The sequence below is a fragment of the Pseudomonas sp. GL_103 genome, assembly GCF_057835175.1.
This window is the reverse complement of the sequence record NZ_CM174420.1, coordinates 965587-991726: the sequence shown is the minus strand read 5'-3', so window position 1 is coordinate 991726 and position 26140 is coordinate 965587. Positions and strand designations below refer to the sequence as shown.

Sequence of the window (26140 nt, the reverse complement as noted above, 5' to 3'; positions counted from 1 at the left end):
AGCGCTGTTAAGGTCGGGAGTTGGGTCGCCCTGCTCTTACGTAATAATTGCTCACATTTGCCGCTCCCCCAACGGGTGCAGGCTGCGAAAAGCACCCGCCTCCTCCACCAACCAATCGTGCACCGCGCGCACACCCGGATGGCTCAACGCCCCCGGTGCGTAAAGCAGCATATAGCGCTTGTGATTGGGCACCGCCAGGCCAAACGGCACGATCAACGCCCCGCGCTCCAACTCATCATTGAGCAACGTTCGTCGGGCAATCGCCACGCCCATCCCGGCGATGGCCGCTTCGATCGTCAGGTGATTGCGATTGAAGGTATGCCCGCGTCGCACATCCGCCCCCTCGAAGCCGATGGCATTGAGGTAAAACTCCCACTCCGCGTACTCGTAGCTGCCGCGCCAGGCGGTGATGTCGTGCAGCAAGGGAAAGTGCATCAGGTCTGCCGGACCGTGCAGCGGCGGGCGACCACGCAACAGACTCGGCGCGCACACCGGGAAAATCTGTTCATCGAGCAAGGCTGTGGATAACAGGCCCGGGTAGCTGCCGTCGTTCAGGTCGATCGCCAGGTCGAAGTCGCCTTCATGCAACGGCACGCTGCTGTCCTCGGCCACCAGGCGCAACTGAATGTCCGGAAAACGCTGCTGCAAACGCGGCAGGCGCGGCGTCAGCCATTTGCTCAGGAACGACGGAATCGAACGCACCCGCAGAATCCCGCTGATCATGCCCGCATCCAGTCGCCGCAATTCCGCGTCGATACTGCCAAAGGCCTCGTTGACGGTAATGGCCAGGCGCTGACCTTCTGCGCTCAGCTCCACCCCTCGGGCGCGGCGGTGAAACAGGCGAAAGCCCAGGCGCTCTTCCAGCTGGCGGATCTGCTGGCTGACCGCTCCCGGTGTGATGTGCAGTTCTTCGGCGCATCGGGTGAACGACAGGTGCCGCGCGGCACAGGCAAACACGTTCAGCCAGACATACGTCTGGGCGTGTAATTGACGACTCATCGTTTAGTCCTGCTAAAGGATGTCTTAGGAATTTTCGTTGGTCACGCGGGATCGTGACAGGCAGTATCGCCCAAATTGCGCTTGTCCTACAGAAATGGCAGCGATTTCCCTTCCATTGCATGTACAGGCTTTAGCATGGCTATCAGTGTTTTCGATCTCTTCAAAGTCGGCATCGGTCCTTCCAGTTCCCATACCGTCGGTCCGATGCGCGCTGCCGCAACCTTTGCCCAAGCGCTGGTCGATCAGGGTTTTCTGGCTGACGTGCGACGCGTCGAAATTCGTCTTTACGGTTCTCTTTCGGCGACCGGTGTCGGCCACGCAACGGACCGCGCCTGCGTCATGGGCCTGATGGGCGAATGGCCCGACCGCATCGATCCAACCACCATCGACAGCCGTATTCACACCCTGCGTGAAACCGGCGAACTGTGCCTGGCAGGCGTAACGGAAATTGCCTTCGACTGGCAACGCGATCTCCTGCTGCTTAACGAGAGCCTGCCCTATCACCCCAACGCCATGTCCCTGACAGCCTTCGGTGAAACCGGCGAACTGTTCGAGCAAACCTATTATTCGGTGGGTGGCGGTTTCATCATCGAAGCGGCCGAAGCCGAATCCGGGATCGCACCGGCCGGCGATGTGGTGCTGCCTTACGATTTCTCCAGCGCCGCCGAACTGCTCAAGCTCTGCAACCAGCACGGGCTGCGGGTGAGCGAACTGATGATGGCCAACGAACGGGCCTGGCGCAGTGACGCAGAGATCCGCCAGGGCCTGTTGCAAATCTGGTCGGTGATGCGCGAATGCGTCGAGCAGGGCTTGCGCCACGAAGGCATCTTGCCCGGCGGTCTGAATGTTCCGCGTCGAGCGGCGAAACTGCATCGCAGCCTGCAGGAAATCGGCAAGCCGAATGTCATTACGTCCACCTTGTCGGCAATGGAATGGGTCAACCTGTACGCCCTTGCCGTGAACGAAGAAAACGCCGCCGGCGGGCGCATGGTCACGGCGCCGACCAACGGCGCAGCGGGGATCATTCCAGCGGTGCTGCACTACTACATGAAGTTCAATGCCGATGCGTCTGACGACGACGTGGTCGCGTTCTTCCTGGGTGCAGCTGCGGTCGGCATCCTGTGCAAGAAAAACGCATCGATCTCCGGGGCCGAAGTCGGCTGCCAGGGTGAAGTCGGCTCCGCCTGCGCCATGGCCGCCGCAGGCCTGGCTGAGGTGCTTGGCGCCACCCCGGAGCAACTGGAAAACGCAGCCGAAATCGGCCTGGAACACAACCTCGGCCTCACCTGCGACCCGGTTGGCGGACTGGTCCAGGTACCGTGTATCGAGCGCAACGCGATCGCCGCGGTTAAGGCAATCAACGCCACGCAAATGGCCCTGCGCGGCGACGGCAAACACTTCATCTCCCTGGACCGGGTGATCCGCACCATGCGCGATACCGGGGCCGACATGCACGACAAGTACAAAGAGACGTCACGGGGCGGACTTGCGGTGAACTGGGTGGAGTGTTGACCGTTTTGGTTGCACGCCAGCCGTTATTGCCCTGAAACGGGCAGGCTAAGGCAGACAAAAACCAGGCGGGCCTCAGTGTCCGCCTTTCTGTTACCGGTTTTTTTGTCCGACAATTTTCCGGCATGGGCCTTGCTACTTCCCTGCTGGAACAATGATGGCGAGATGGCCGGTGGTCTGGCATTGCGAACCAACCCGATCACGGCCGGTCAACAACTGCACGTTCAATCAGGCGGTGACGCATCATGGACAACCCTTTCCAGCTCATTACCGATGCCTTTGCAGCGGATTACCAGATCAACCTGAGCATTCAGGGCCTGGATGGCAGCATCATGCTGACCCTGTCCAACAGTGGACGCGTAGTCGCAAAGCGCATGATCAGCGCCGAACAACGCAATGACCCCGAGCGCCTGAAACGACTGGTGCAGAGCATTCAGTTCGGCATTGCCATCGAGCAGGGCCACAGCGCCGTGGCCATCCTCGAATCCATGACCGATGACGGCACGCACAGCCTGCCGCCACCAGCCAATGGCCGTCCCCAACCCGCCATGGGGCTTTAAAGCTCGCCCTTTTCTACTTCCGGATGTTCACTGGAGCCCGTACCTGTTTTGCGGTGTGGGTTTTCGATCTTCACTGAAGGAAATTGCGACGAAGCGTAACGCACTACCAGAATCGCAAACGCCAGCAGCAGAATCCCGCCGCACAGGTAGATGATCCCCAGGTCCGGCGGGTTGTGGTGCGAAACGTTGGAAATCAGCAGCCGCGTCAGCGCGGTGATCGCCACGTAGATCAGGAAGCGCACGGGCATGTGGTTGGTCTTGAAGTAAATCCCGACCATCGCCCCCAGTTCCAGGTAGATGAACAGCAGCAAGATGTCATCGATCTTGATGTGCCCTTCTTCGATCATCCCGAGAAATTCCATCACCGCCGCCCACGCGGTCACCGCACCAATGGCGAACAGCGCCAGGTAATGAAAGGTTTCGACGAACAGATTGCCCAGGGACTCGGCCAGTTCATGCACGTTCTGCCGCAGTTTTTCGGCCCAGTTGATTTTCACGATGCTGCTTCCTTAGGTCGATTCGACCGGATGATGCGGGTTGGACGTGACGGTTTTTCTGCATGCAGAAAAAAGGCCAGCCCATGATGGCGAGCCGCTCTGGATTACGCGCCGTGGCGTTTGGTCGCACCCGTGCAGCGCCTCGCCTGACAAATCTCGAATCCGGTCTACATTAAAAAGCCACTACCCAAAAGACAGGGTTTCGCTTATCCTTTAGCTGTATATAGATACAGTAGTCGAAATCGACAACCAATGTGAAGGCATGTGAGGTGGTGAATGGCCGTCGAAGTGGTATACCGCAGCAGCCGAGATCTGGAGCGCTTGTTCATGGATAAAGCCGAAGCTGACCGTCATGACAAAATGCTCGAACTGGCCGAATTGCTGGCTGAAGTGTTGCAAAAAGCCGTTCCGTCCCTGACCGAGCAGCAAGTGGAAGAAGCCGGGATTTACATGGCGAAAAATCGCGAGGTGTTCGCCAAGGCGTTCAAGAGCCAGCCGGACGCCCTGTCCGAACTGCTCAGCGCACCGGTTGAAGTCGCACAACCTGTTGCAGCGACCGAGGTCGTTGAGGCCGCCGAGCCGATCACCCCGGCCAAGCCTGCCAAGGCCCCCAAAGCCGCCAAGTAGGCAAAGCCCAAATTGAACAGGCCCTGAGTCGAATGATCCAGGGCCTTTTTCATGTCTGTGGAAAACCCACCTGATTCACCGGTACAACACTTTCTCCGCCAACTCATCGGCCACCCGTGCGGGGGAGCGTTTTTCCGCCTGGGCGTGGGCGAACACCTCGGTCAGGCGCGAGCTGATTTTCGACAGGTGTGCGGTAATGGTCGACAGCTCTTCGCCGCGGTGCTTGAGCGACACGTAAATCAGCCCACCGGCGTTGATCACGTAATCCGGCGCATACAGGATGCCGCGGCGTTCCAGTTGGTCGGCGACATCCAGATGCGTCAGCTGATTGTTCGCCGAACCGGCCACCGCCGAGCAGCGCAATTGCGAGACGGTATGGCTGTTGAGCACACCGCCCAGCCCGCAGGGTGCGAGGATGTCGCAAGGTGTGCTGAGCAGCGCCTCGTTGGCAATCGGGTGCGCGCCGAGTTGCTCCATGGCCAGTTGCACCTTGCCGTGATCGATGTCGCTGACCAGCAGTTCGGCACCGGCAGCGTGCAACTGTTCTGCCAATGCATACCCGACATTGCCCAAGCCCTGGATGGCCACGCGCAGACCTTCGAGGTTGTCGCTGCCGAGCCGGGCCATTGCGGTGCTGCGGATGCCGGTGAACACCCCCATCGCCGCGTGTGGCGCGGGGTCGCCCGCCGAGGTGGTGCTGGTGACGTGCTGGGTTTGCTGGGCGATGCAATCCATGTCCGCCACTGAAGTGCCGCTGTCGATGGCGGTGATGTAGCGGCCTTCGAGCTGTTCGATGCAGCGCCCGAAGGCTTCGAACAGCGCCGCACGGTTTTCCACATGGGCCGGGCGCACGATCACCGCCACGCCGCCGCCCTGGGCCAGGCCGGCCAGCGCAGCCTTGTAGCTCATGCCCTGGGCCAGGCGCACAGCATCCTCGACCGCCGATTCGTCATTGGGGTAGGCAAGGTAACGACAACCGCCCAGGGCAGGCCCCAGCCGGCTGTTATGAATGGCAATTACCGCCTTCAACCCGGTGACCGAGTCAACGCTCAGATGCAGCGATTCAAGGCGAGTGCTTTGCATGAGAGCGAACATCGTAAGGCTCCCGAATCACTTCTTGTAGACGCCAGTATAGGCTTGCGCCCAAAAATTGCAGAAGCGCACCGGAATAAGCACGGCCTCTATGCAGGCTTTCGGAAATAACCTGTGGTCGCCCTTTTACGGCACTGGACGAATGCCGGAGAGGGGGCTAAAACGAGGCATTGCCCGGAGATTTTGATGACCCCGCGCCAATCGTTCTTCGCCTGCCTGCAACGTTCACCGCCCGCGCTGTTCGAGGCGGCACTGTGGATTGCGGCCGAGCACGACAGCGAGGTGGAGCCGCAAGCGTTGTTGGCCGATTTTCAGGCGTTGCAACAACGGGTCAGCGGCGGCTTGCCGATGCTGCCGGTCAGTGAACTGGCCCAGCCGCTGCTGCGACGCATGAACGACCTTGGCTATGCCCAGGACGACTTCACACCCTTGCGTCCGCAAGTGGCACTGCTTGATAAGGTTCTGGAGCGCCGACGAGGGCAACCCTTGACGCTGGGGCTGATTGCGCTGGAATTGGCCAGGGGCCTGGAGATTCCCATGGTCGGGGTCAACTTCCCCGGGCATTTCCTGCTGCGGGTGCCGGGCGCCGATCATTTGCTCGACCCCTGCGGCGGCCGTCGCCTTTATCCGAACGATTGTCGGGAACTGCTGCACCGCCAGTATGGCCCGAACATGAAGCTCAGCGCCGAGCACCTGACAACCGCCGAGCCGGTGCAGATGCTGCAACGGCTGTCGCGCAACCTGCGCCAGTTGTACCTGTCCCACGACGATGTCATCAATGCCCTGATCGACGCCGAGCGCGTCCTGGAACTGGGCAATGCCACTGCCGCCGACTATCTGGCCCGGGCCAGCCTGTACCAACGGCTGGACTGCCCGAACGCCGAGCGTTTTGACCTGGAGCATGCGCTGCTGCTCAGCGACGATCCGATTCAGCGGATTCGCCTGACGGAACGGCTGGGGCATTTGCCGCCCAATTCCATCGTCCATTAAACGCAACAGATCGCAGCCTGCGGCAGCTCCTACGAGGATCGGGGTAGGAGCTGCCGCAGGCTGCGATCTTTTGATCCTGCTTCTGACTTAAGGCGTGTCTGGCTGATTCGCCGGATGCGCCTTGATGAACGCCGGATGCGTCGCCGCCAGTGCCGCCACTCGCCGGATACGTGGATAAGCCTCAAGAGCAACATTGAAACGCTCTGCCGCGTACAGCTGCGGGATCAGGTAGACGTCCGCCAGCCCAGGTTCGGGGCCGAAGCAGTAACCGTCATTACCGATCAACTGCTCCACCGTGGTTAGCCCCTGGCCGATCCAGTGGCCGATCCACTCCACCACCTGCGGTTCGTCGTGGCCCGACTGGCGCAGCCGATTGAGCACGCTGACGTTGTGCAGCGGGTGCACATCGCAGCCGATCACAGCCGCCACGCCGCGCTCGTGAGCGCGGGCTGCCAGGTCTTTGGACAGCAGTGGCACCTGTGGATAACGTTCCTCCAGGTACTCGATGATCGCGGGAGACTGGATCAGCAATTCACCTTCATCGGTGCGCAAGGCCGGCACGCGGCCCTGCGGGTTGATGCCCAGATAAGGCGGCTGTCGATGCTCGCCGCCCTGCGGTGCGATCAGGTTGACTGGCAAGGATTGATAATCCAGGCCCTTGAGCGCCAACGCGATTCGCACCCGGTACGACGAAGTCGAACGGTAGTAGGTATAGAGTTCCATGCCCCGCTCCTGTTAGCGCGCCGGCAGCACTTTGCCGCGGCATTCACCGAAACCGATGGAAGCGAAACCGTCGCGGCGGCAACGGCCGCGCAGGATGATTTCGTCACCGTCCTCGAGGAATTTACGCACCTCGCCCGAGGCCAGTTCGATCGGCTTTTTACCGCCCTCGGTAATTTCCAGCAGGCTGCCGAACTGACCGTTCTCCGGCCCCGACAACGTGCCCGAGCCGAACAAGTCACCGGACTGCAATTGGCAACCATTGACGCTGTGGTGCGCGACCATTTGCGCCACGGTCCAGTACATGTGCCCAGTGTTGCTCAGTGTCAGGCGATGGGCTGGCAGGTTCTGTTCGCGCATGGCCTCGGTGAGCAGCAACACTTCCAGTTCAATGTCGAACGCACCAGCGGCCTGGTCGCGCTTGTCGAGCAGGTACGGCAGCGGCTGCGGATCGCCTTGCGGACGCGCAGGCTGGGCACGACGGAACGGCTCCAGCGCTTCGGCGGTGACCACCCACGGCGAGATGCTGGTGATGAAGCTTTTCGACAGGAACGGCCCCAGCGGCTGGTATTCCCAGGCCTGGATGTCCCGTGCCGACCAGTCGTTGAGCAGGCAGAAACCGGCGATGTGATCGGCGGCGTCGCCAATGGCAATCGAGTCGCCCATGTCGTTGCCCTGGCCGATCCAGATGCCCAGCTCCAGTTCGTAGTCCAGGCGCGCGCAAGGGCCGAACGTCGGCTCGCTCTGACCGGCCGGCAAGGTCTGGCCTTTCGGGCGGCGTACATCGGTACCGGACGGGCGAATGGTCGACGCGCGACCGTGGTAGCCGATTGGCACGTACTTGTAGTTCGGCAGCAACGGGTTGTCGGGACGGAACAGTTTTCCGACGTTCTGCGCGTGCTCGATACCGACGTAGAAGTCGGTGTAATCGTTGATTTTCGCCGGCAGGTGCATCTCGCAATCCGCCGCCAGCGGCAGCAGTTTTGCGCCCTGGGCTTCGATCTTGCCGTGCAGGGTGCTGCCTTCGGCGAACAGTTCCAGCAAACGCTCGCGCAACGCGACGCGAGCCTCGCGGCCCAGTTCGAAGAACGCATTCAGCTGGCCGCCACGGGTGGCCTCGACGGCAACCTTCGCGGCGCCATCGAACAATCCAGCTTCAAGGGCCGCTTGCAGATCAAAGATATGCTCGCCAATGGCCACGCCACTGCGCGGTGCCGAGCCGTTGAGGCTGAACACGCCCAGCGGCAGGTTTTGCAGGGGGAAATCCGCGTGGCCGTTGGCGGATGCAACCCAGCTGCGTGTGATGGAAGTCTGCGTCATGGGTTATCTCCGGGTCGGGTCGAAAGTGGCGGGCAGCGTAGCCCAGCAGGCGTCGTAAGTGTTTTGCAGTTGAGGGCAATCGAGGGCGAAACGGCTTGGGCGCAACACCTGGCTGGTCTCGAACATGAACGCCATGGTGTTGTCGATTTTCGCCGGCTTGAGCTCAGCGTTGATCGCTTTGGTGCAAGTCTCTCCATCGGGACCGTGGGCGCTCATGCAGCTGTGCAACGAAGCACCGCCGGGCACAAAACCTTCGGCCTTGGCGTCGTACTCGCCCTGGATCAATCCCATGAATTCGTTCATCAGGTTGCGATGGAACCACGGCGGACGGAAGGTTTTCTCGGCCACCATCCAGCGTGGCGGGAAGATCACGAAGTCGAGGTTGGCCAGGCCGTGGACGCTGGTCGGCGAGGTCAGCACGGTGAAGATCGACGGATCGGGGTGATCGAAACTGACGGTGCCGATGGTGTTGAAACGACGCAGGTCATATTTGTACGGCACGTTGTTACCGTGCCAGGCGACCACGTTGAGCGGCGAATGATTGAGTTCGCAGGCCCACAACTGGCCGAGGAACTTCTGCACCAGCGTGGTGGGTTGTTGCAGGTTTTCGTAGGCCGCCACCGGGGTCAGGAAGTCCCGCGGATTGGCCAGGCCATTGCTGCCAATCGGCCCCAGGTCCGGCAGTCTCAGCGGCGCACCATGGTTTTCCGCGACGTAACCGCGGGCTTGCGGGTCGAGCAGTTCGATGCGGAATTTAAGGCCGCGAGGCAGTACGGCAATTTCCAGCGGCTCCAGTTCAAGCATGCCCAGTTCGGTGGCAATGCGCAGGCGCCCCAGTTCAGGCACCAGCAACATTTCGCCGTCAGCATTGAAGAACACGCGCTCCATGGAACGGTTGGCGCGGTAGTTGTAGATGCTGATCCCGGTCGGTTTTTCTGCGCCCGAGTTGGCGGCCATGCTCACCAGGCCGTCGATGAAATCGGTCGGCTCGGCGGGAATGTCCAGCGGGTTCCAGCGCAGGCGGTTGGGAGTCACCTCACCCAGCGGGCCGCCGGCCAGTTGCCGGTCCAGTTTGACGAATGCCGGATGATTGGCCGACGGCTGAATGCGGTACATCCAGGTCCGCCGCGCTTCGCTGCGCGCCATGGTGAACGCCGTGCCGGAGAACAGTTCGGTGTAAAGGCCGTACGGGGCTTTTTGCGGGGAGTTCTGGCCGACAGGCAGTGCGCCGGGCAACGCTTCGCTGCTGAATTCGTTGCCGAAGCCTGACAGGTAAGCCAGCGCTGGCGTCGTTGAATCGGAGTTCATGGAGCCTCCTGAACAGGGAGTCGACAGTGGCCGCTCGCTCTGTTGCAGAGGTCGAGGCACGTCCGGGTTGTTTTTATCGTAATTTGATTACGCATAACGTAATTTGATTGGTATTGACCGTCAAGCTATAAAGACGCCCATTCGTCCCGGGATCCCAGCCACCATGGAAAAAACCAGCGACAACAACGGTAAACAGAAAGTCCGCTCGGCCGAGGTTGGCACCGACATCCTCAAGGCTCTGGCCGAGTTGTCGCCTTCGACTTCGCTGTCGCGCCTGGCCGAACACGTGCAGATGCCGGCGAGCAAGGTTCACCGCTATTTGCAGGCCTTGATCGCCAGCGGATTTGCCGAACAGAATGCCGCCACCAACCATTACGGCCTGGGCCGCGAAGCCTTGCGCGTAGGGTTGGCGGCACTCAACAGTATGGACGTGCTGAAAGTCGCCGCCCTGCCCCTGGCTGAACTGCGCGACGACTTGAACGAAACCTGTTTTCTGGCGGTGTGGGGCAATCAGGGCGCGACCGTGGTGCATATCGAACCGGCGGTGCGTGCGGTGACGGTGGTAACACAACTGGGCTCGGTGTTGCCATTGCTCAGTTCCTCTACCGGGCTGGTCTTCGGCGCTTACCTGCCTGCGCGTGAAACCGTGGACCTGCGCGATCAGGAATTGCACAACAGCACCGCCCACGCCTTGGCCGACCAGCACGCGTACACGACGATGTGCGAACAGATCCGCCATCGGGGCCTGCATCATGTGCATGGATTGTTGATGCCCGGAGTGGATGCCTTGTCGGCACCGGTGTTCAATGCGATGGGAAAAATAGCGGCGGTACTGACCGTGGTCGGGCCGACTTCGCTGTTTCATGCTGATGAAAACGGTCCGGCGGCGCAGCGTTTGTTAGCCGCCACCCGTGCCGTGAGCTGGCGCATGGGCTTTGAACCCGACTCATCGACAACCTGAACACAGCGGCGATGTTCAGGCGGGCAGGATCAGGCCCAACCTCTTGCCCATCGCCACCGCTTGCGTACGACGTTCAACCCCCAATTTGCTATGGATTCTACGGGCATGGGTTTTCACCGTATGCAACGAAATGAACAGCTGCTCGGCAATTTGCTGATTGGAATTGCCCAGGGCAATCAGGCCGAGCACTTCCAGTTCCCGACAACTCAGCAGGCTGGCATCCAGGGCCAGCGCGCTCACCGTCTCCTCGCCTTGTAAACGACAGATCAGGTTTGGCTGGCGCAAGTTCAAATCACGCAATGCCTGTTGCCCCTGACAACGCTTCACCAGCGCCAGACCGGCCTCCAGTGCCGAGTGGGCCATGCCCGGCTCACCCGTCAGGTCCGCCACTTCGCAGATCGCCAATTGCAGTTCCGTTTCCAGCGCCAGCATGGCGTGTTGTTGCGCGTGCTCGAGTAACGCCCTGAGTCGATCCAATGGGCGTTGCGCCAGTTGCAGTTGAGTCTCGGCCAATACCAACTGGTATTCGATACGCGCAATCAGTTGCAGCGTGGCCGGCGGTGCCTGGCGCGCGTGGGCCCCGCGGTAATGACGCAAGACCCGGGTCAGCGCTTCCCGAGCCAACTCCGGGCGCCCTTGTTGCAGCCAGAAATGACTGCTGATTTGCAACAGCACGCCGCGATAAACCGTGTCGGGGATCTGCCGTTGCTGCATCAACCGTTCAGCCTCGCGCAGACGATCAAACGCATGGGCGTAGTCGCGTTGATTGGCCGCCAGTTGCGCCTGCCCGAGAAAACCGTACAACACGTGCTTGTCCTGACTGTGCAGGCAGTCATCAAGGCCCGTCTGGAAACATTCACCGGCCAATTCATCCTGGCCCTGGCACAGGGCCAACCGCCCACGCCGCAGGGCGATTCGTCCCAGCAACGGCGTCGGTCGATCAGCCTGCCGTCCGAGCATTTCATGGATGTCGGCCAGCAACTGCCCTGCTCGCCGCGGTGCACCACGCTGCTCCAGCAATTGCGCATGATCGAGTTCGAGCAAGCCTTCAAACAGCAACGAGCCTTGTGCCCGCGCCAGGCACAGTGCGTCACGATTGAAGGCCTGGGCGGCATCGAGGTCGGCGTTGAGCAGCGCTTGCTGGGTCAACCCGGACAGACACAGCAACCGTGCGGGCCACGCCTCGGTCGCCAGCTCGTCCAGCGCCTCGATAAAATGCGCCCGTGCCGCCGGCAGGCGTCCCTGCAAATGCAGCAACCAACCCTGTTGCGCCTGCCAACGCGCCAGCAGTTGCCGTTGCAAGGATGCCGTCGGTTGCGGGGCAAATCGGGACAGTTGCCCGATGCAGGCAGTCGCCTGCTCGAAACGCCCGGCAAACAGCAACGCCGCGGTGATCAACCCCACCCGTTGCGGCGTGCCCAGGGTCAACTGTTCACCCAACTGCTCGTGCAGCTTGAGTAACCAGCTGACGTTCTGACGCTTGAACAGATGCTCAAAACTGAAGTGTTGCAACAGGCTGACCGCGACCTCGTGCTCTTGCGCCAGCAACGCCTGCTCGAAGGCGCCCTGCCAGTCTTCTTCGGCGCTGAACCATTGGCACGCGCGGCGATGCCAGGATCGCCCGGTCGGGGTCGGTTCTTCACGCATTTCCCGGGCCAGTGGCTCGAAGACCCGCAACCACTCGACGGAGTCTTCCCAGGGTTCAATGAAGCAGCCCATGTCCTGCAACGCGTGCAGCCACTGCGCGCCCTCACCCGTACCGAAAAGATGCTCGCACAAGCTGGCGTTGAAGCGTGGCAGATGAACCAACACCTGCCAGACCTCAACCAACTCCGACGGCAAGGTGTTGAACAACTCGTGTTGCAGATAATCGAGCAATGTCGCCGAACGCCCCAGCTCACCCGACCACGGACAACCATTGAGCAACGCGATCCGCACGCCGGCGCACCAGCCACCACTGCGCTGAACCACCCTTTTGGCAGTTTGTGCCGCCAGGGTCGGCTCGACATGACCGAGCAACTGCCCGACCTCGTCCTCGGTAAACGCCAACGCCCGGCCTTCGCACTCGTACAATTCATCATCGAGCAGCAGCCGCGGCCAGTTGCAGGGTGGTCGTCGACGGGAACTCAGCCACCAGGTCAGCGCCGGGCTGGCGACGGCCAACAGGCGATCGAGCATCCGGTCGAGTTCCGGATTGGGTGCGCGGCAGTAATCATCCAGAAACAGCCAGGTCGGCGCCTGTAATCGGGCCAGATGCGCCAGCAGCCCGGGCTCATCCGCCGTGGGCAGACCGAGCGCTTGCGTCAGGCGCAACAGAAAATCGGCTGCACTCAACGACGCCCCCGCCAGCGGCAACCAACAGACCCGGAAGTGCTCCGGTGCCCGCAGCAGGCATTCGGTGAGCAACGCGCTCTTGCCGCTACCGGCCGGTGCGCAAAGCAACTTCACCCGCGCGGTCGAGACCAGCATGGGCTCGATCAGCCGCTCGCGGGACAGATGATGGGACGACAGTCGGGGCAGGAAGCCAGGGCGGTCCAGACAGTGCGTCATAGCAGTCATTTGTGGTGCGCCTTTTTTATAATTCTGGCGCCACCCTAGCCCCCTCCCGAGCGCTTGTTGAAGAAGTATTCAACACACTGATCGACTGCTATAAAAAAGGTGACCGCAAAGTCACCCTTTTGTGTATGAGCCTGTAGGAAACTTACCGAACCCCAGTGCTACGTAAGGCTGCCGGCGTGTAGTCCCCCGCTTTTGTCGCGATGTTGAATTCGAAGCTGCGCTTCTCCTCGTTCTTCATTCCCAGGGCAATGTAGCGACCGGCAATCAGGTCATACAGTGTTTCTACGGTATAGGCCGGCACCTGGTGATCGTAGTAGAACTGGGCATGCCCTTCGGCGACGCGCCAGAGCTGGCCACGCCCGTCGTAGTGATCGGCCAGCGCCACTTGCCAGCTGTCTTCGTCGATGTACATGTGGCGCTTGGCGTACACATGCCGCTCGCTCGGCTTGACCGTGGCGACGACTTCCCAGACCCGGTGCAACTCGTAGCGGGTCAGGTCCTGGTTGATGTGCCCGGCCTTGATCACATCGGTGTACTTGAGGTCAGGCGAGTCGAGCTTGTAGCTGTTGTACGGGATGTACATCTCCTTCTTGCCGATCAGTTTCCAGTCGTAGCGATCCGGCGCGCCGGAAAACATGTCGAAGTTGTCGGTGGTGCGCAGGCCGTCGGATGAGGTGCCGACGCCGTCATAAGCGACCTGTGGCGCACGCCGTACCCGGCGCTGGCCTGCGTTGTAGATCCAGGCCTTGCGCGGTTCCTTGACCTGGTCGAGGGTCTCGTGGACCAGCAATACGTTGCCCGCCAGCCGCGCCGGCGCGGTCACTTCCTGCTTGAAGTAGTTGAGGACGTTATCGTCGCTGCCTGGTTTCAGATCACCGAGCAACGACGGCACGGCGACCTCGTCCTTGAAGCGAATCACGGTGAAATCACCATTGGACTGCGGTGTCGCCTGGGTGATGGTGCGGCGCAGATTGCCGCCGTGGTAACGCGTGACGTGGTTCCAGATCACTTCCACGCCATTCTTCGGAATCGGGAACGCGTAGTAGCGGTTGCCGGTAAAATTGGCCAGACCGTTACCGTCATTGATCGGTGTTACGTTCAGTGCACTGCGCTTGGCCGACTCATAGATTTCGGCCGGTAACGCAACGGTGCGATGGCTGGTATAGACCGGAATCCTATAGGTCTCGGGATAGCGCTTGAACATCGCGATCTGGCCGTCGGAGAGCTTGTCCTTGTACTTGTCGACGGTCGCCGCGGTGATCACGAACAACGGCTTTTCGTTGGCGAAGGGGTCGGCCAGGAAACCTTTGCTGTCCACCGCGCCAGCGTTTTTCGGGATGCCGCCGGTCCAGGCCGGAATCGATCCATCGGCATTGCCGGCCTTCTCGGCACCGAGCGGTGTAAGGCTGGTGCCGAGTTTGTTGGCTTCTTCCGGCGACACCGCGGCCATCACGTTGGCGGCCAGCAGACTCAGGGTCAGAACGGTGCCCAATTGCAGAATCATCTTGCGCATTGAATTCATCCTTTTCAGCCAGATCAGAAGTTCGCACCAAAGCTCAACGCCACGAAGTCACGGTCGGTGAGGACGTTGTAGTCGCCGCCGAAAAAGTCGGTGTAACTGAGGCTCGCGGTGTAGGTGTTGCGATAGTCCGCATCGACACCGAGGCTGATGGCCTTGGCGCCTTCGTTGAACAGACCGTTGGGGCCATAGCCGGAGACATCGTGGGACCACGAGAGGTTGGGCCTGACGTTGATCCCGGCGATGAGGTTGTTGTAGTCGAGGATGGCCCGGCCGCGATAACCCCATGAAGTCGAGGTCACGAAGCCGTCGGTATCGCCGCCGAAACCATACTGGCCATACACCGAGTCGCGGCCGTAACGCAGTTTGCTGCGCGACTCCAGACCTCCGACCCGGACCACCGCCGCCTCGCCCACCAGGGTCAGGCGATCCGCACCTGCGACCTGATCGATGAAGTGCGTCAGGGTGCTCTGGACCTGCGTCACTTCCTTGCGGCGATAACCTTTGTTGTCAGCCCCGGGTGAAGTGGCAATGGGCGATGCCGCACCGCCTGCAATCGGATTGAGCATGGCCAGGGTCAGGTCATTGGTGTTGACCTGCACCGGGGCGTTGGGGCGGTAACTGATTTCCCCGCTCCACGCGGTGCCGGTGGATAAGGTGGTGGAGAAGCTCGCGCCGTAGAGGCGGATGTCCTCCGGATATTCGAGGTAATACTGGCCGCGACCGAGCATCACGCTTTGGGCCAGGCCGGAACCACTGCCGGGGGCGATGCGGTTGGCGGCGGCAACGATCCCCGGAATACTTGCCAGCGTACTGAGCCCGGCGGTGGTGGTCCCGACATTCGGCGAACGGCTGTGGTAATTCATGAAGTACAGGCCGTACTCGGTGTCGTCCCCCAGCCAGCGCAACGCCGTACCCCACTGTCCGGAATCCCGGGCATCGCGGTCGCCACCACGGGGAACGATCACGCCCTCCTTGCTGACTTCAAAGCCCTGGCCAAAGGCCGCCGCAACCGGCTGCAAGGGTGCAATGGCCGGGTTGGCGACGGTGTAGCCCTTGTTGCAACCGTCCGCCACCACATCGACACCAAAGAAAGTGCCGCAGTTATCGACGACCGTCTGGTCCCATTCCAGTTGATAGAAGCCTTCCACGGTCAACTTTTCCGTCAGGCCTTGGGAGGCGAACAGCATGTTGACCGGGATCAGGCCTTCCTTGATCTCGGCGCCAGGACGGCGGAACGCGGAGACGTCGACCGGATTGATGCTGTTGATCGAGTTGCCGATGAACGTGCTCTCGCCCCAACTGACCACCTGCTTGCCGGCGCGTACCGTGCCCGGCAAATCGGCGAGGGAGTAGTTGTGATAGACGAAAGCGTCGAGGATTTGTCCACCTGAAGACTTGGCGCCTTCTTTGCGATTGTGGTCGCTGATGTCCTTGAAGGGGCGGCTTTCATCCTTCAGTTCAAAGTCGTACCAGTACTTGCCACGCACAAACGCACCGGTGTCGCCGTACTTCAGTTCGAGGTCGTGAATACCCTTGAAGATCTTCGAGAAGGTTTCACCCTTCTTGAAATTCAATCGCCCGTCGTCGCCGGTCGAAGACTGGCCGGAACCGCCGTTGACGGCGCCCACCAGCGCACTATCCGCATCACGCATGCCCCAACTCGCGCCGACCGACAGCGAGGAGTCGAACGTCCCCTCGATTTCCCCGATGCTGAACGAAATGGCCTGCGCCTGGGCACAGCAACCCAAGGCGACCGCAGCCGCCAGCGCCTGCGGTGTGAAGATGGCGCGCATTGTTGTTTTTGTCATGCGTCTTCCCCGGTGAGTGACAGAAGGCCTCACCCTACTGCCGGGCATCGGGGTCGATAAGCGCACCAAGGAGGTATTCGTGGTGTACCTCTAAAGGATGACTGGCACAGACGACGAGCACCCGAATCCTGACTATTGCCGGAGCTGCAACAGTGCATGTCCGTAATTGGTATTTTTCCTACGACACCAAGGGCTTATTCTTACCTCGCTGTCACAGTAAACCACCGCTGGCACCATGTACCCGCCTGCGCCGTGACTGAAAGATTTCAGATGAATTGAGGATTCGGTTCGTCGCCCCGTGTTCACTGACGTTGATTTGTAGCTCCTGATCCAACGTCTTACCTTGGCCGCTGCGTTTGCAGCGGCCTTTTTTATGGGCGAGGTTTTTGATGAGTAACAGCTGCCAGGCAAAACTTCGAATACCTACATTTCTTTCAGAAAGTACCTACAAGCATAGGTAAACACCAAAAGCACTCGAGTCTTTAAGTTGAACAGCAAGTCGGCGAACGACTTTTATCTTCGTCCGACTTCAAACTTACTTATAGCGAGTGCAACCATGAAACCCATCAAATACAACCATTATCGCTCAACCCGAAGCTTCAACAGTCGAATACGCTTTCTGATTCTTCACTACACGGCCGCTGACTTTGCGAGCTCTGTCAGTGCACTGACCGGCCCGAATGTCAGCGCGCATTATCTGGTTCCAGATATCACCGACCCCAGCTACCTGAAAGCCGGTTATACCGGGCAGGAAGTTTTCAACCTGGTGGATGAAACCCATCGCGCGTGGCACGCGGGTGTCAGTCAGTGGGGCAGCCGCGGCAATTTGAATGACACGTCCATCGGCATTGAAGTCGTCAACCTGGCGACCGACAACAAAGGCGACTTCACCTTCCCGCCGTATCACCCCGAGCAGATTGCTGCGATTGAACAACTGGCGCTGAATATCCTCATGCGCTACCCGGATATCACGCCGACGCAGGTTCTGGGCCACTCCGATGTTTCGATCGGCCGAAAAAGTGACCCGGGACCGATGTTTCCCTGGAGGGAGCTTTACTTGAAAGGTGTCGGCGCCTGGTTCGATGAAACCACTCGGGACGAGTATCTGCGCCAATACAACACATCAGGGGTTCCAGCCCGAAGCGAATTGCTGGGACTGTTCAAATCCTATGGATACGATGTTTCGGGCGCGTCCACGGAAGGCGGTTTTCAACAATTGGTGCGGGCATTCCAGATGCATTTTCGCCAGGAAAACTTCGATGGAAAAATGGACGCGCAAACAGCCGCCAACCTGAAGGCACTGGTAGTCAAATACTTTCCCGGCTGATCGGTAACAAACGGCTCCCAGCCGACATATTCAACAACCGGCAAGGTCAATCAATGTGACCTTGCCGGCGGTATCAGAGCGTATACCTCTGCAAATTCCCCATCATCTCCTTCAACGCCTCGATGTTGTCCTTCGGATGCGCCGCGCCTTCGAAGTCGCAAATCTGCTGCCAGTGCGCCGCCACGTCTTCCGGGGAGAAACCTGTCCGTGGATCGAACCCGGCACCTAGGCTGCGCTCCCAGCGGACCTTGCCCATCCAGCCGCCGCCGACTTCGAACAGACCGGAGGTTTCCTGGCAGTTTTCGCTGGCCAGGTACACCACCAGCGGGCTGACCAGTTCGGGCTTGAGCTGTTCGAAGACTTGCGGCGGGATCAGGCCTTCGGTCATGCGCGTGCCGCCGGTGGGGGCGATGGCGTTGACCAGGATGTTGTTCTTGCGGCCTTCGATGGCCAGGGTGCGGGTCAGGCCATAGAGACCGAGCTTGGCCATGCCGTAGTTGGACTGGCCGAAGTTGCCATAGATGCCCGAGGTCGACGCAGTGAAAATCACCCGCCCGTAGTTTTGCTCGCGCATGTGCGGCCAGGCGGCGCGGGTGACTTTGTAGGCACCTTCGACGTGGACGCGGTAAACCAGGTCCCAGTCGGCGTCATCCATTTTGTGGAAGGTCTTGTCACGCAGGATCCCGGCGTTGTTGACCACCACGTCGACGCGACCGAAGACGTCCAGGGCGTGCTGGACCAGTTTGTCACCGTCAGTGACCGAGTCGTGGTTGGATTCGGCAATGCCGCCGGCCTCGCGAATCTCCGCGACCACGCGGTCCGCGGCCGAGGCATTGGCACCTTCGCCCTGGGCCGAGCCGCCAAGATCGTTGACCAGCACCCTGGCGCCCTGTTTGGCGAACAGCAGTGCATGCGCCCGTCCCAGGCCGCCACCGGCTCCGGTGATGATCACGACTTTATCTTCGAAGCGCACAGACTCATTCATGGAGGGACTCCAGCAGGCCAAGGGACAGTGGGTCCGAGTTTCAGGCACGGCGCAGCGGGTCACAATAAACACGGGGGAGGCTGAATGGTGCGCGATAAGGCTGGGGGATGATGATCGCGTCGGACAGGATGACGCGATCCCACAGAAGCAGAACAGGTTCAACGCTGCGAATCAGGAACACGCCACCTTGCGCGGCGGCAAGAGCAATTGATCGCGAAACGCCAGGTAGTGCTTGAGCACCTCGCCGGGGGCCTCGATCTGCGGGTAGTGGCCAATGTCTGGCAACACCACCGTATCCGCATCCGGGATCAGCTCCCGGTAACGCTCGACCATGTGCGCGCCGGAGATCGGATCGACCCCGCCATCGATCACTCGCAGCGGCACTTCACCGCGTTGCATAGCGCTCACCCAGCGGTCGCGCCAGACGCGTCGCTCCGGGATGTAGGCGATCAATTTGTGCATGATCCGTGGCCCGCGCTGGCTTTCGACCAGGCTCCAGAAGTCATCCATCTGGCTTTCACTGGGACGGGTATGCGGACCGAAAATCTGCCGAAAGCTTCTCACCAGGCCGTCACGACTGAAGGCGCGGCCAATCATCCAGCCCAAAGGGCTGAGCAAGAGTTTTTGCATCAATAGCGGGTGGTGTGTTTCCGGAAACAGCCCGCCGTTGAGAAACACGCAACTGGCCAGTTCCAACCGCGATTCGTAATGCCGGGCCAGCAGTTCCTGGGCCACGCTGTCGCCGTAATCGTGGGCGAGCAGGTGCACTGGCTGCTCGACATTCAGGTGTTCAAGCAGTGCCTGTTGCAGATCCGCTTGCTCCAGCAGGCTGTATTCGTGATTCGCCGGTTTGGCCGAATCGCCGAAGCCCAGCATGTCGCATGCGATCACGCGAAAGCGCTGGGCCAATGGCTGCCACAGGTAATGCCAGTCCCAACTGGCGGACGGAAAGCCGTGAATGAGCAACAGCGGCTCACCCTGCCCTGCTGTCCAGTAACGGATGGTCTGGCCACGGAATACGAACGCCTGGCTGCGTTTGCGCCAGACACACAGTGGGATCTCGGCGAGTGCCATTAGAGTTTATAACCCGGGTCCAGTTTATCGAGTTTGCGCAGCAGCGCCGGCCAGGCCAGCGCTCCGCCCATTCCTTGAGCACTTCGGGTGACACCCGCGATCATGGCTTTGGCGCCGGCCAGAATCTGCGGTTCGATGGCGATCAGTTCAGCGGCACCGTTTTGCGCCATGACCTGAATGTCGCAGGCGCGCTGAAAGGTGAACATCATCAGGAATGTATCGGCGATGGTGCTGCCGCAGGTCAGCAGACCGTGGTTATGCAACATCAGGAAATTGTTTTCACCGAGGTCGGCCTGTAGCCGCACTTTCTCTTCATGGTTGAGCGCCACGCCTTCGTAGGCGTGGTAGGCCAGGCTGGAAAGCACGAACAACGACTGTTGGCTGATCGGCAAAACACCCTGCTTCTGTGCCGACACCGCCACCCCCGAAGCCGTGTGGGTGTGGAGCACGCAGACGACATCGTGACGGACTTCATGCACGGCGCTGTGGATGGTGTAGCCCGCCGGATTGATCTCGTAAGGACTGTCCATCAGCTTGTTGCCGGCCTGATCCACCTTGACCAGGCTCGACGCGGTGATTTCGTGAAACATCAACCCGAACGGGTTGATCAGGAAGTCTTCGGTGCCGGGCACCTTGGCGGAGATATGGGTGAAGATCAGGTCATCCCAGCCATGTTGGGCGACCAGGCGATAACAGGCTGCCAGGTCGACGCGGGTCTGCCACTCGGCAGCACTGACCTGGTCTTTGACACTGGGTGGCGATTGGACGGGAGCGACAGTCACGGCAAGAAGCCTCGGTGTTTTTATTATGGAGTGTTTCCTATGTCCACCGAGTCTAGTCAGCCCTTGAGGTTCGTGTAGTTGCATTGGCAGCCAGCTTGGTGACCCTGCGAGTCAGTCGCCCTGTCACCCTGGATCCATGTCAAACGACCGGCGCCAGCGATGGTCTGACAGGCGGTTTTTTTACCGTACTGCCAGAACCCTGCCTGGCATGGATGCCGGGGTAATGTCAGGTGCGCAGTGCGCTGATCAGGTCCGCCAGCCAAGGCTCGGCGTCCGTCTCGGGGGTCACGCTCTCGCTGGCATCCAGGCGCAACATCGGCAGTACTTCGCGAATGCCCAGTTCACCGAACAATTCGCGCATCTGCTCGCCGCCGCCACAAAAAGTATCGCCATAGCTCGCATCGCCCAATCCGATCACCGCGCCCGGCAAACCGCGCCAGGCTGCTGGCAATTGGTCACGAATGCTCGAATACAGCGGTTGCAGGTTGTCCGGCAGTTCACCCATGCCGGTGGTCGAGGTCACCGCCAGAAAGGCTTCGGGGCCAAACGCCAGCACGTCGGCGAGAGTCGCACGCGGGTTGTGGCAGGTTTCGAAACCGGCGGCTTTCAACAGGCTGGCGGCGTGGCGGGCAACTTCTTCGGCCGTGCCGTACACCGAGCCGGAAATGATGGCGACTTTCATCGATCTGATCCTGAATCCGAGTAAAAGACCCGGATATTAACACCACGGTCGTGATTATTCTTTTAGAATGCAATTGACAATCAATCAGGAAAGGATACTCCGATGATTAATGCACAACTGCTGCAAATGGTGATCAATGCCTCCAATGACGGTATCGTGATTGCCGAAAAGGAAGGCGATCAGGACAAAATCCTCATTTACGTCAACCCCGCCTTCGAACGCCTGACGGGGTACTCCAGTGAAGAAATCCTCTATCAGGATTGTCGCTTCCTGCAGTCGGGAGACCGCGATCAGGAAGCCCTGCCGTTGATTCGCGACGCCTTGAACCGTGAAGGATCCTGCCGGGAAATACTGCGCAACTACCGCAAGGATGGCACACCGTTCTGGAACGAGCTGTCCCTTTCAACGGTGAAAAATCCAGCGGACGGGCAAACCTATTTTGTCGGTGTGCAGAAAGACGTCACCGTGCAGGTCAAGGCGCAACAGCGCGTGGCACAGCTGGAGGGGCAGTTGGCTGAACTCCAGACCGAGCTTGCTGCGCTCAAGGCGACGAACGGCGAAAACGAAACCCGGAATTAATGGTCAGTAACTACAATCACCAATGACTTTGTAACTATATCCTTCGAGTTGGCCATGCAACGCGACGCGCTCCTGACCCAGGATGAGCTGGATTTCATCCAGACCATGCAACACAACCCGCAACTCAATGTGCGGGACGCGACGTCGAGCCTGCTCGTCAACGGTGGTTCGCAAATCCGTGACTTGCTCACGCGCCTTGCCGCCCATGAGCAAGTCACCATTCACGCCAACTTCGAAAACCAGCAAATGACCTTCCCCCTGCACTTGGTGGAAGACGAGTTCCATGCGCTGCATTTGCGTCTCGGCGTGCCGAGCATCTATGAAGACGGGCCGATGGTCCGGCCTTGGCGCTTGGTGCTGGACGAACCGGTAGCCCTGGAAAACGCCAAGGGTCAACCCGGAACTCTGTGGGTACACGAAGTGTCGTGCAAAGGGGTTTTGCTGGAAGCTCGCAACAAGACCAAACCGCCGAAGCAATTCGCCTTGTGGTTCAGCCCCTCAGGCTACGAGCGGATTGCCTTGCGCGGCACCTTCGAGAAAGAAAACGACAAGGGCTTCTACGCCTATCAACTGAGCCAGAGCGATACGGACGAAACCGAGCGCCTGCGCCAGTTCATCCTGCAACAGCATCGTTTGACTCATCCTACGCTGCATCTCTGAACTTCAAGTATCCAGGTTACCCGCCAGGAACTGCTTCAGACGCTGGCTCATGACCTCCCCTTCATTGCCCAGGCAACCGATCGATGACCCGGCCAGGCTCTCCTGTGCCAGGTCGCAAGCATCGCCGGCCAACAACAATCGGCAATCCAGACTCATGGCCAGGCGATTCAGGCGCCGCGGCAACTCGGAAGCCGGCGCATGATTGGAAAACAGCACCAGCGCCAAGGGCTTGATCCTTTCACACATCAGCGCCAGCTCCTCGAATGGCTGGCCCATGTTCAGTACGCGAACGGTCGATGGCCCGGAACTCAGGAACAGGGCGGCGACCTGCAGCTCCAGTTCCCGGCAATTGCCATCCAGGGCACAGATGACCACGCGACGCGGCTGTTTTTCGCGCATCAACAACAGACGCTGCACCACCCGGGAACGCAGAAAGCCATCCAGGAACAGCCACTCGCTGGTGCCGCCGAACTGGTCCTGGCGTTGCAACAACTGCTTCCAGACGGGCATCAGAATGTCCTGGAACACCACCGGCAAGGAGTAGCTGGAAAAGATTTGCCCGTAGACCTGCTCCAGCCGAATGTCGTCAAACCCGTTGACCGCAGCAAGAACCTGCTGCTGCCACTGCGCGTAATCGGCTTCCACAAGGCTGTTGGGGATGATGTGCGACAACGTCTGGAGCGGCTCGGTCCTGGCCAGGATCTTGCCGATCCTGCTGACGGCAACCCCACGCTCGATCCAGCCGAGGATGCTGTGGACACGCTCGATATCGGACATCGAATACAGGCGATGCCCACTATCGGTGCGTGTTGGAACAATCAGGCCATATCGTCGCTCCCAGGCTCGAAGCGTGACCGGGTTGACTCCTGTCAGTCGCGCCACCTCGCGAATGGGAAAGAGCTCTTCCTGTTCGAGAGCGACGGCCTGCGTGGAGCCTGAAGCGACGTCTGTAAGCATGGGCATCCTGTTGAAACATCCCTGTATCGTCCGAGCCTTATTCTAACGCCCCTGCCACGTAAAGTTTCCGTAAAAAATCGATGCCACGAATGAGCGGATAAACGTCACAGACGCCACGGGCAGAATCAGGAATAATCCTTGCTTGTTTCGAGACGCAGCCCACCACCCCGGCGCTGTGCCTGGCGAAGTTCCTATCCGGAGCGACGCAAATGCCTTACGGAGATACACAATGTCTACCCCTCCCGTCACGCTGATGGTTGCGCGCCGCGTTGCCAATGGACGTTACCAGGACCTGATCGCCTGGCTGCGCGAAGGCGAACAACTGGCCACCGATTTTCCCGGTTATCTCGGCTCCGGTGTGCTCGCTCCGCCGCCCGAGGACGACGAATTCCAGATCATTTTCCGCTTCGCCGACGAACAGACCCTGCACGCCTGGGAACATTCCGCTTCGCGCAGCGCCTGGCTCGGACGCGGCAGCGACCTGTTCGCCCACCCGACAGAACACCGGGTCAGCGGCATCGAAGGTTGGTTCGGTGCCGTCGGTCAACGCCCGCCGCGCTGGAAACAGGCCGTGGCGATCTGGCTGGCGTTCTTTCCGGTTTCGTTGCTTTTCAACTTTGTGCTGGGCCCGCTGTTGAGTGACATGAGCCTGCTGCCGCGGGTGTTCATCAGCACCCTGTGCCTGACGCCACTGATGGTTTATTTGTTCATTCCGTTGTCGACCCGTTTGCTGGCCGGCTGGCTGAACAGCACGCCGGTACGTCCATTGCCCACGACCTCAGTACCGCAAAACCGCTAAAAGATCGCAGGCTTCGCCAGCTCCTACAAATCGGCAACAGATGGCGGCCCGTAGGAGCTGCCGAAGGCTGCGATCTTTTCCGAGACATCTCACGACTCCTCGCTGGTATAGTTTTGCTCTCACCGCGATGCGAGCCGTTCATGACTTCTTCCGCAGCCCCTGTCCTCATTACCGGCGCCGGCCAGCGTGTCGGCCTGCACTGTGCCCGGCGATTGCTGGAAGATGGCCATCGGGTGATTTTCAGCTACCGCAGCGAGCGCCCCGGCGTACAAACCCTGCGCGATCTGGGGGCCATCGCGGTGTTCGCGGACTTTGCCAGCGAAACCGGGATCCTCGCCTTCATCAACGAACTGAAAACCCACACCGACTGTTTGCGGGCGATTGTCCACAACGCCTCCGAATGGCTGGCTGAAACGCCGGACACCGAAGCCGCGGCATTCACCCGCATGTTCAGTGTGCACATGCTGGCGCCCTACCTGATCAACCTGCATTGCGCCGACCTGCTGCAACGCTCAAGTCCCGCCGACATCGTGCACATCAGCGATGACGTGACCCGCAAGGGCAGCAGCAAGCACATCGGCTATTGCGCCAGCAAAGCCGGGCTCGACAGCCTGACCCTGTCCTTCGCCGCCAGGTACGCGCCGGCCATCAAGGTCAACGGGATCGCGCCGGCCCTGCTAATGTTCAACCCTGAAGACGACGCGGCCTACCGCGCCAGGGCGTTGGCCAAGTCTGCGCTGGGCATCGAACCCGGCTGCGAAGTGGTCTACCAGAGCCTGCGCTATCTGCTCGACAACCCTTATGTCACCGGCACCACCCTGACCGTCAATGGCGGAAGGCACATCAAATAGTGTCCCGCGAGGATTTTCCATGACGTTATCCCTGCCCCAGAATTATCGAGAGATCCTCATCGGTCTCGGTGAAAACCCCGACCGCGAGGGTTTGCTCGATACGCCGACGCGCGCAGCCAAAGCCATGCAGTACCTTTGCCATGGCTATGAGCAAAGTGTCGAGGAGATCGTCAATGGCGCGCTGTTCGCCTCCGACAACGATGAAATGGTGATCGTCGACAACATCGAGCTGTACTCGCTTTGCGAACACCACATCCTGCCCTTCATCGGCAAGGCGCATGTGGCTTATATTCCAACCGGCAAGGTGCTGGGCCTGTCGAAGATTGCGCGGCTGGTGGACATGTTCGCCCGGCGCCTGCAAATCCAGGAAAACCTCACCCGGCAAATCGCCGACGCAGTGCAGCAAGTGACCGGCGCGGCAGGCGTCGCGGTGGTCATCGAAGCGCAGCACATGTGCATGATGATGCGCGGCGTCGAGAAACAGAATTCGACCATGAACACCTCGGTGATGCTCGGCGCCTTCCGCGAGTCGAGCAACACCCGCCAGGAGTTCCTGCAATTGATTGGACGGAGCAAGTAGCAATGCCACAACTTCAGCCAGGCATGGCACGCATCCGGGTCAAAGACCTGGGCCTGCGTACCTTCATCGGCATCAACGAGGATGAAATCCTCAACAAGCAGGATGTGCTGATCAACCTCACCATTCTGTACGCAGCCCAGGAAGCGGTACGGGACAACGACATCGATCACGCGTTGAACTACCGGACCATTACCAAGGCGATCATCGCCCATGTGGAAGGCAACCGCTTTGCGCTGCTCGAACGCCTGACCCAGGAAATTCTCGACCTGGTGATGGCCAACGCATCGGTGCTGTACGCCGAGGTCGAGGTCGACAAGCCCCACGCGCTGCGATTCGCCGAGTCGGTGTCGATTACGCTTGCAGCGAGCCGCTAGCTTCAAGCCACAAGCGCC

The 26140-nt window shown here is 60.2% G+C and carries 25 protein-coding genes and 1 pseudogene; 12 read left to right on the top strand and 14 right to left on the bottom strand.

What is annotated here, in order from left to right; genetic code table 11:
* Nucleotides 1-51 precede the first annotated feature (51 nt).
* A complete protein-coding gene (locus AC3IP0_RS04435; protein ID WP_008046773.1) occupies nucleotides 52-999 on the bottom strand; it encodes a LysR substrate-binding domain-containing protein in 948 nt (315 codons plus the stop codon).
* A 135-nt stretch (nucleotides 1000-1134) separates the two neighbouring features.
* On the opposite strand from AC3IP0_RS04435, the gene AC3IP0_RS04430 reads away from it, so the two are divergent.
* Nucleotides 1135-2511 (top strand): L-serine ammonia-lyase, encoded by a 1377-nt coding sequence (locus tag AC3IP0_RS04430; protein ID WP_489326716.1) that lies wholly within the window; start codon nucleotides 1135-1137, stop codon nucleotides 2509-2511.
* Between the two features lie 242 nt (nucleotides 2512-2753).
* A complete protein-coding gene (locus tag AC3IP0_RS04425; RefSeq protein WP_489326715.1) occupies nucleotides 2754-3068 on the top strand; it encodes a DUF3509 domain-containing protein in 315 nt (104 codons plus the stop codon).
* Here AC3IP0_RS04425 and AC3IP0_RS04420 read toward each other — a convergent pair.
* A complete protein-coding gene (locus tag AC3IP0_RS04420; protein ID WP_150812780.1) occupies nucleotides 3065-3565 on the bottom strand; it encodes a phosphate-starvation-inducible protein PsiE in 501 nt (166 codons plus the stop codon). The two genes, AC3IP0_RS04425 and AC3IP0_RS04420, sit on opposite strands and share 4 nt — an antisense overlap.
* Before the next feature lie 276 nt (nucleotides 3566-3841).
* Between AC3IP0_RS04420 and AC3IP0_RS04415 the strand changes: the two are divergent.
* A pseudogene (locus AC3IP0_RS04415) lies at nucleotides 3842-4081 on the top strand (YebG family protein); the annotation flags it as partial.
* Between the two features lie 186 nt (nucleotides 4082-4267).
* Here the strand turns inward: AC3IP0_RS04415 and AC3IP0_RS04410 are convergent.
* Nucleotides 4268-5287 carry a Glu/Leu/Phe/Val dehydrogenase family protein gene (locus AC3IP0_RS04410; protein ID WP_150727387.1) on the bottom strand — a complete coding sequence of 340 codons (1020 nt, stop codon included), beginning with the start codon at nucleotides 5285-5287 and terminating at the stop codon, nucleotides 4268-4270.
* Nucleotides 5288-5470: 183 nt separating this feature from the next.
* On the opposite strand from AC3IP0_RS04410, the gene AC3IP0_RS04405 reads away from it, so the two are divergent.
* Complete coding sequence (locus tag AC3IP0_RS04405; RefSeq protein ID WP_489318394.1) at nucleotides 5471-6274, top strand: SirB1 family protein; 804 nt, start codon at nucleotides 5471-5473, stop codon at nucleotides 6272-6274.
* Nucleotides 6275-6361: 87 nt separating this feature from the next.
* Here the strand turns inward: AC3IP0_RS04405 and maiA are convergent, their stop codons facing one another.
* The 3 genes from maiA to hmgA are packed head-to-tail and all read right to left on the bottom strand — an operon-like array spanning nucleotide 6362 to nucleotide 9622.
* The gene (gene maiA, locus AC3IP0_RS04400) at nucleotides 6362-6997 is read right to left on the bottom strand and encodes a maleylacetoacetate isomerase (RefSeq protein WP_489318393.1); all 636 of its coding nucleotides are present in this window, start codon (nucleotides 6995-6997) and stop codon (nucleotides 6362-6364) included.
* A 12-nt stretch (nucleotides 6998-7009) separates the two neighbouring features.
* Nucleotides 7010-8314 (bottom strand): fumarylacetoacetase, encoded by a 1305-nt coding sequence (gene fahA / locus AC3IP0_RS04395; RefSeq protein WP_489326713.1) that lies wholly within the window; start codon nucleotides 8312-8314, stop codon nucleotides 7010-7012.
* Nucleotides 8315-8317: 3 nt separating this feature from the next.
* On the bottom strand, nucleotides 8318-9622 hold the full coding sequence (hmgA, locus tag AC3IP0_RS04390) for a homogentisate 1,2-dioxygenase (protein ID WP_489318391.1): 1305 nt from the start codon (nucleotides 9620-9622) through the stop codon (nucleotides 8318-8320).
* Between the two features lie 163 nt (nucleotides 9623-9785).
* Here hmgA and AC3IP0_RS04385 point away from each other — a divergent pair, with 163 nt between their 5' ends.
* Nucleotides 9786-10583 carry an IclR family transcriptional regulator gene (locus tag AC3IP0_RS04385; RefSeq protein WP_489318390.1) on the top strand — a complete coding sequence of 266 codons (798 nt, stop codon included), beginning with the start codon at nucleotides 9786-9788 and terminating at the stop codon, nucleotides 10581-10583.
* Between the two features lie 15 nt (nucleotides 10584-10598).
* Here AC3IP0_RS04385 and AC3IP0_RS04380 read toward each other — a convergent pair whose 3' ends face one another.
* The 3 genes from AC3IP0_RS04380 to AC3IP0_RS04370 all read right to left on the bottom strand — a co-directional run bounded on the left by AC3IP0_RS04380 (nucleotide 10599) and on the right by AC3IP0_RS04370 (nucleotide 16472).
* Entirely contained in the window at nucleotides 10599-13142 is a 2544-nt protein-coding gene (locus AC3IP0_RS04380) for a LuxR C-terminal-related transcriptional regulator (RefSeq protein ID WP_489326712.1), read from the bottom strand.
* A 142-nt stretch (nucleotides 13143-13284) separates the two neighbouring features.
* Nucleotides 13285-14655, bottom strand: coding sequence for a DUF1329 domain-containing protein (locus tag AC3IP0_RS04375; RefSeq protein WP_489318388.1), 1371 nt, complete (start codon nucleotides 14653-14655; stop codon nucleotides 13285-13287).
* A gap of 23 nt (nucleotides 14656-14678) precedes the next feature.
* Nucleotides 14679-16472: a DUF1302 domain-containing protein gene (locus tag AC3IP0_RS04370; protein WP_489318387.1), complete on the bottom strand. Its 1794-nt coding sequence runs from the start codon at nucleotides 16470-16472 to the stop codon at nucleotides 14679-14681.
* A 556-nt stretch (nucleotides 16473-17028) separates the two neighbouring features.
* Here AC3IP0_RS04370 and AC3IP0_RS04365 point away from each other — a divergent pair.
* Nucleotides 17029-17799 carry an N-acetylmuramoyl-L-alanine amidase gene (locus AC3IP0_RS04365; RefSeq protein WP_489318386.1) on the top strand — a complete coding sequence of 257 codons (771 nt, stop codon included), beginning with the start codon at nucleotides 17029-17031 and terminating at the stop codon, nucleotides 17797-17799.
* Nucleotides 17800-17872: 73 nt separating this feature from the next.
* On the opposite strand, the gene AC3IP0_RS04360 is transcribed toward AC3IP0_RS04365, so the two are convergent.
* The 4 genes from AC3IP0_RS04360 to AC3IP0_RS04345 all read right to left on the bottom strand — a co-directional run bounded on the left by AC3IP0_RS04360 (nucleotide 17873) and on the right by AC3IP0_RS04345 (nucleotide 21322).
* Entirely contained in the window at nucleotides 17873-18784 is a 912-nt protein-coding gene (locus tag AC3IP0_RS04360) for an SDR family oxidoreductase (protein WP_489318385.1), read from the bottom strand.
* A gap of 171 nt (nucleotides 18785-18955) precedes the next feature.
* The gene (locus tag AC3IP0_RS04355; protein WP_489318384.1) at nucleotides 18956-19858 is read right to left on the bottom strand and encodes an alpha/beta fold hydrolase; all 903 of its coding nucleotides are present in this window, start codon (nucleotides 19856-19858) and stop codon (nucleotides 18956-18958) included.
* Nucleotides 19858-20640 (bottom strand): class II aldolase/adducin family protein, encoded by a 783-nt coding sequence (locus AC3IP0_RS04350; protein WP_046040106.1) that lies wholly within the window; start codon nucleotides 20638-20640, stop codon nucleotides 19858-19860. The genes AC3IP0_RS04355 and AC3IP0_RS04350 overlap by 1 nt, the downstream gene beginning before the upstream one ends.
* Before the next feature lie 226 nt (nucleotides 20641-20866).
* Nucleotides 20867-21322, bottom strand: a complete 456-nt coding sequence (locus AC3IP0_RS04345; RefSeq protein ID WP_489326711.1) for a flavodoxin — start codon at nucleotides 21320-21322, stop codon at nucleotides 20867-20869.
* 102 nt (nucleotides 21323-21424) lie between these two features.
* Here AC3IP0_RS04345 and AC3IP0_RS04340 point away from each other — a divergent pair, with 102 nt between their 5' ends.
* Both AC3IP0_RS04340 and AC3IP0_RS04335 read left to right on the top strand, forming a co-directional pair.
* Nucleotides 21425-21901, top strand: coding sequence for a PAS domain-containing protein (locus tag AC3IP0_RS04340; protein WP_489326710.1), 477 nt, complete (start codon nucleotides 21425-21427; stop codon nucleotides 21899-21901).
* 54 nt (nucleotides 21902-21955) lie between these two features.
* The gene (locus AC3IP0_RS04335; RefSeq protein WP_489318381.1) at nucleotides 21956-22561 is read left to right on the top strand and encodes a hypothetical protein; all 606 of its coding nucleotides are present in this window, start codon (nucleotides 21956-21958) and stop codon (nucleotides 22559-22561) included.
* Nucleotides 22562-22564: 3 nt separating this feature from the next.
* On the opposite strand, the gene AC3IP0_RS04330 is transcribed toward AC3IP0_RS04335, so the two are convergent.
* Nucleotides 22565-23524 carry a MerR family transcriptional regulator gene (locus AC3IP0_RS04330; protein ID WP_489326708.1) on the bottom strand — a complete coding sequence of 320 codons (960 nt, stop codon included), beginning with the start codon at nucleotides 23522-23524 and terminating at the stop codon, nucleotides 22565-22567.
* Nucleotides 23525-23747: 223 nt separating this feature from the next.
* On the opposite strand from AC3IP0_RS04330, the gene AC3IP0_RS04325 reads away from it, so the two are divergent.
* The 4 genes from AC3IP0_RS04325 (at nucleotide 23748) to folX (ending at nucleotide 26122) form a co-directional block, all read left to right on the top strand.
* On the top strand, nucleotides 23748-24317 hold the full coding sequence (locus AC3IP0_RS04325) for an antibiotic biosynthesis monooxygenase (RefSeq protein ID WP_489318379.1): 570 nt from the start codon (nucleotides 23748-23750) through the stop codon (nucleotides 24315-24317).
* A gap of 140 nt (nucleotides 24318-24457) precedes the next feature.
* Nucleotides 24458-25168 carry a dihydromonapterin reductase gene (folM, locus tag AC3IP0_RS04320; protein WP_489326707.1) on the top strand — a complete coding sequence of 237 codons (711 nt, stop codon included), beginning with the start codon at nucleotides 24458-24460 and terminating at the stop codon, nucleotides 25166-25168.
* Nucleotides 25169-25187: 19 nt separating this feature from the next.
* Nucleotides 25188-25748, top strand: coding sequence for a GTP cyclohydrolase I FolE (folE, locus tag AC3IP0_RS04315; protein WP_008046221.1), 561 nt, complete (start codon nucleotides 25188-25190; stop codon nucleotides 25746-25748).
* Nucleotides 25749-25750: 2 nt separating this feature from the next.
* Complete coding sequence (folX, locus tag AC3IP0_RS04310; RefSeq protein WP_056728405.1) at nucleotides 25751-26122, top strand: dihydroneopterin triphosphate 2'-epimerase; 372 nt, start codon at nucleotides 25751-25753, stop codon at nucleotides 26120-26122.
* Nucleotides 26123-26140 lie beyond the last annotated feature (18 nt).